This window comes from Hydrocoleum sp. CS-953, assembly GCF_002260545.1.
Lineage (GTDB): Bacteria > Cyanobacteriota > Cyanobacteriia > Cyanobacteriales > Microcoleaceae > Trichodesmium.
This window is the reverse complement of sequence record NZ_LGSU01000921.1, coordinates 1-5,446: the sequence shown is the minus strand read 5'-3', so window position 1 is coordinate 5,446 and position 5,446 is coordinate 1. Positions and strand designations below refer to the sequence as shown.

Annotated in this window: 1 pseudogene; it reads left to right on the top strand. The window is 42.8% G+C overall.

The window, feature by feature from the left end:
* Window positions 1-4,227 precede the first annotated feature (4,227 nt).
* Window positions 4,228-5,446: pseudogene (locus tag AFK68_RS12510) on the top strand (filamentous hemagglutinin); the annotation flags it as partial.

Here is a 5,446-nt window from a genome sequence, read left to right as displayed (position 1 = left end):
CCATCGCAGCAGTAGAAGGTGGTAGTGTCTTGAGAATATCTCAACCAGGACATTTATTAAGTTTAGAAGTAGATTCCAGAATAGAAGATATTTCTAATTTAGACGCTCTATCTTTACCACAATTATTAACAGGTGGATCAGAAAATAATGCCACATCTATTATAGTTAATAGTAATGGTGAATTAGAATTAACAGATAATACAATAATTGCCGATACACCAGGAAATGTATTTGTTTCGGGAAATATAGATTTATCAAATCAAGATTCAGAAAGTAATATTATTGTTCTAGCTAATAACGATATAACAGTTAATAATTTAATAGAAAATCCTGGATTTGTGGAATTCAAAGCAGGTAGAAGTATTAATCTAAATGCGGATATTGATACATCAATTGTCAATGGAAAGATTGAATTATTTGGTAATAATGATGAGATNAAAGCAGGTAGAAGTATTAATCTAAATGCGGATATTGATACATCAATTGTCAATGGAAAGATTGAATTATTTGGTAATAATGATGAGATGAATTTGGCTAACCGGAGTAACGGAAAAGCTTCGATAAATCAATTAGATGGAACGACGTTAAATGCTGGTAGTGGAACGATTAATATTCAGTTAGGAAATTCAGGAGAAGTAGGTGATATAAATCTGGCAAACTTAACAACAACTGGGCAGGTTTTTGTTAATGCTAATGGGGGAAATATTGCTAGGGTTTCTGAGAATTCTTTGATAAATGCGGGGAGTGTTTTGTTTCAAACTTCTGGCAGTGGCGGAATAGGTTTAACTGATGCACCTTTGCGGTTGAATGTAGAAAATTTAGAGGCAATTTCTGACAGTGGTGGAATATTTTTTGATGTGGGAAATATAAATATTGGTGGTGTAAGTGAGGATGTGGATGGTATTTCGACTAGCGATGGGGGTGATATTATTATTGAGAGCGAAGGAGATGTGACTGTTACTGAAGACATTTCTACCGAGCTATATACTGATGGTGAAACAGGAGGTGATATTAATATAGTAGCTAAAAACCTTTCTGTTATTGGTGCGGAAATATCTGCCTTTACCCTTGCTAAAGGGGATGCAGGAAGTGTGGAGATTAATGCTACTGATACTGTAATATTTGATGGGGTATTCAATAATTCCCGCATTGGGGTATTTAGTTCTGTCAGAAAAGGAGCAGTAGGTAATGCCGGAGATATAACTATTAAGACAGGTTCTCTAGAAGTTAAAAATAGTGCGACGTTATCTGCCGATACCTCTGGCAATGGGAATGCAGGAGATGTGATTATTACTGCGACAGATACTGTAATATTTGATGGGGTATTCAATAATTCCCTCAGTGGCGCATTTAGTTCAGTCAGAGATGGAGCAGTAGGTAATGCAGGAGATATCAATATTACCACTGGTTCTCTGGAAGTAAAAAATGGTGCTGAGATATCTGCCATAACTGATGGCAATGGGGATGCAGGAAATGTGGAGATTAATGCTACTGAGACTGTATTGTTTGATGGGGTATCTCCAGATGGCTCCCGTAGAGCGGGGGTAGTTACCTTTGTCAGAAAAGGAGCAGTAGGTAATGCAGGAGATATCAATATTACCACTGGTTCTCTGGAAGTAAAAAATGGTGCTCAGATATCTGCCAGTACCGAGGGCAAAGGAAACGCAGGAAATGTGGAGATTACTGCGACAGATACTATACTCTTTGATAGAGGAGCCTCAGAATTTTCCACTGGAGCATTTAGCTTAGTACAACAAGGAGCAGAAGGGAATGGGAGAAATATAACTATTACCACTGGTTCTCTGGAAGTAAAAAATGGTGCTGAGATATCTGCCGATACCAGAGGTACCGGGGATGCAGGAGATGTGATTATTACTGCGACAGATACTGTATTGTTTGATCAAGCATTCAAAGATTTCCGCAATGGTGCATTTAGTTCCGCCGGCCCACGAGCAGAAGGTGATGCTGGGGATATAACTATTAAGACAGGTTCTCTGGAAGTTAAAAATGGTTCTGAGATATCGGCCATAACTGATGGCAATGGGGATGCAGGAGATGTGATTATTACTGCGACAGATACTNTTCCGCCGGCCCACGAGCAGAAGGTGATGCTGGGGATATAACTATTAAGACAGGTTCTCTGGAAGTTAAAAATGGTTCTGAGATATCGGCCATAACTGATGGCAATGGGGATGCAGGAGATGTGATTATTACTGCGACAGATACTGTATTGTTTGATGGGGCATCTCCAAATAGCCGCCGTAGATCGGGGTTACTTACTGTAGTCAGAGACAAAGGAGAAGGAAAAGCTGGGGATATAACTATTCATACAGGTTCTCTAGAAGTTAAAAATGGTGGTCGGATATCTTCCGATACTTTTGGTATCGGGGATGCAGGAAATGTGGAGATTAATGCTACTGATACTGTAATATTTGATGGGGTATCCTCAACTGGTAGATCCAGTGGTATACCCAGTGGCGCATTTAGTTCTGTCACAGGAAGAGCAGTAGGTGATGCAGGAGATGTGAGTATTACTACAGGCACTTTAGAAGTTACTAATGGTGCTAGAATATCTTCCATTACCGAGGGTAAAGGAAACGCAGGAGATGTGATTATTACTGCGACAGATACTGTATTGTTTGACGGGGCATCTCCAAATGCTAGAAGAGGTGGAACCAGTGGCGCATTTACTTCTGTCACACGAAGAGCAGTAGGTAATGCAGGAGATGTGAGTATGACGACAGGCAGTTTAGAAGTTACTAATGGTGCTAGAATATCTTCTAGTACCGAGGGTAAAGGAGACGCAGGTAATATATTTATCAGAACGAATTCTCTACTAAAAATCAATGAAAACGCCAGCATCTCAGCTTTCAGTGAAACCAACGGAAAAGGAGGCAACGTTATTATTACCGCCCCAGAAAACCTCAACATCACCGGCAATGGACAAATAACAGTTAGTAGTGGTGGAGCAGGCAACGCCGGACAAATAGACATCATCAGCCCCAATATCACCCTCAGCGATGGCATAGACATTAATGCCTTCACAACAGGTCTAGGCAACGCAGGCAACATTAACCTAGAAGGCGACAACATTAATATCGAACCTAACACCCAAATATTAGCCTTCACTGAAACCAAGGGAAAAGGAGGCAACATCACAGTCAGAGCAAAAGAGACACTCAACCTAGGAGTAGACACTCAACTATCAGTAGAAACCAACAGAAGCGGAAAAGCCGGAAACATAGAAATCAACACCCCCCAACTAACTATCGGCGAAAACGCCCAAATAAGTGCCACAGTTAACATCGGAGCCAGCACTACAGAGCCAGGAGGCAACATCACCATTAACACAAACAAACTTGACATCGCAGGAGAACTCGGAATATTTGCTGAAACCGAAGCCAAAGCAGACGCAGGTAGTCTTACCCTCAGCACCTACAAAACTAACCCCAACCTAGACATCACCTTTACCAATGAAGGCTTTATCTCAGCCTCCACCAGTTCCACAGGCAACGGAGGTAACATTAATATATCAGCTCCAGAAACCATCAACATTCAAGGCAACGGCTTCATCGCAGTAGAAACCACTGATATTGGCAACGCTGGTACTATTAATATAGATACAAAAAACCTTACCCTATCCGACAAAGTAGCCATAAGCGCTTCCACAGAAGACAAAGGCAATGCCGGAACTATTAATATTAACACAAACAACCTTACCCTAGAAACTGGAACAAGTCTCACCACCGAAACCAATAACCAAGGNAGGCAACGGCTTCATCGCAGTAGAAACCACTGATATTGGCAACGCTGGTACTATTAATATAGATACAAAAAACCTTACCCTATCCGACAAAGTAGCCATAAGCGCTTCCACAGAAGACAAAGGCAATGCCGGAACTATTAATATTAACACAAACAACCTTACCCTAGAAACTGGAACAAGTCTCACCACCGAAACCAATAACCAAGGTCAAGCAGGAGACATAGAAATAAATACCAGACAACTCACTATCGGAGAAAACGCCCAAATAAGCGCCACCGCAAAAGTTGGAGCCACCAACACAGAAGCAGGCGGAAATATTACCATCAACGCCACAGACTTATTCATCTCAGGGCGACTCGGAATATTCGCCGAAACCGCAGGAGAAAGTCCAGCGGGAACCCTAACCCTCAACCCATATAGGGAAGTAGGGGAGCAAGTAGGGACGTTGCATGCAACGTCCNCTCACCACCGAAACCAATAAACAAGGTGAAGCGGGAGACATAGAAATAAATACCAGACAACTCACTATCGGAGAAAGCGCCCAAATAAGCGCCACCGCAAAAGTGGGAGCCACCAACACAGAAGCAGGCGGAAATATTACCATCAACGCCACAGACTTATTCATCTCAGGGCGACTCGGAATATTCGCCGAAACCGCAGGAGAAAGTCCAGCGGGAACCCTAACCCTCAACCCATATAGGGAAGTAGGGGAGCAAGTAGGGACGTTGCATGCAACGTCCGTACGGGAGATAGGGGAATTTGACCAAGACCTCAATATTACTTTTACCGAACAAGGCTTCATATCCGCCCGCACCACATCCATAGGAGATGGAGGTAACATCAACATATTCGCCCCAGAAAACATAAATATTTCAGGAGACGGCTTTATCTCAGTCGAAACAACAGGAAGTGGAAACGCAGGCATTATCAACATAGAAACCAAAAACCTGACAATAGCCGAAAACACAACCATCTCAGCCTCCACATCCGACAGCGGAGACGGAGGCCGAATTAATATTAACCCCACACAAACATTCCAACTAGAAGGTCAAATATTAACAGAAACAACAGGTACAGGAAACGGCGGCACTATTATTATCAACACCGGAGAAATGACAGCTCCAAATAGTACCATCTCCGCCAAAAGCACCGATGCAGGAAACGCAGGAGAAATAAACATCGCAGCCGAAAACAACATAACCACAGGAATTATTACCTCCCAAGCAAGCAGTCAAACCGAAACAGCCGACGGAGGCAACATTAGTATTACCAGCGAACAAGGAGAAATTAACGCCACCCAAGCAATTCAATCATTTTCAGACGGAGCAAACGCCGGAAATGTCACCCTCCAAGCCAAAACAGACATAACCACCAATACTATTAGTTCCCACGGACAACAACAAGGCGGTGAAATAACCATCACATCAGAAACCGGAAACATAGACACCAGCAATGGAGACTTTCTCGCCAACTATTCAGGAGGAGGCAACGCAGGCAACTTACTTCTAGAAGCACCCCAAGGAAATATTACCACAACTAACATCTACACCTTCGCCGACGCAGACGGAGGAAAAATCACCATCCAAGCAGGAGGCGACATTAATATTGCAGAAAACAGTAATATTATCTCCGCATCCGAACCACCAGAGGAGCCGGGGAGCGGGGGAGTAGGGAGAGGGG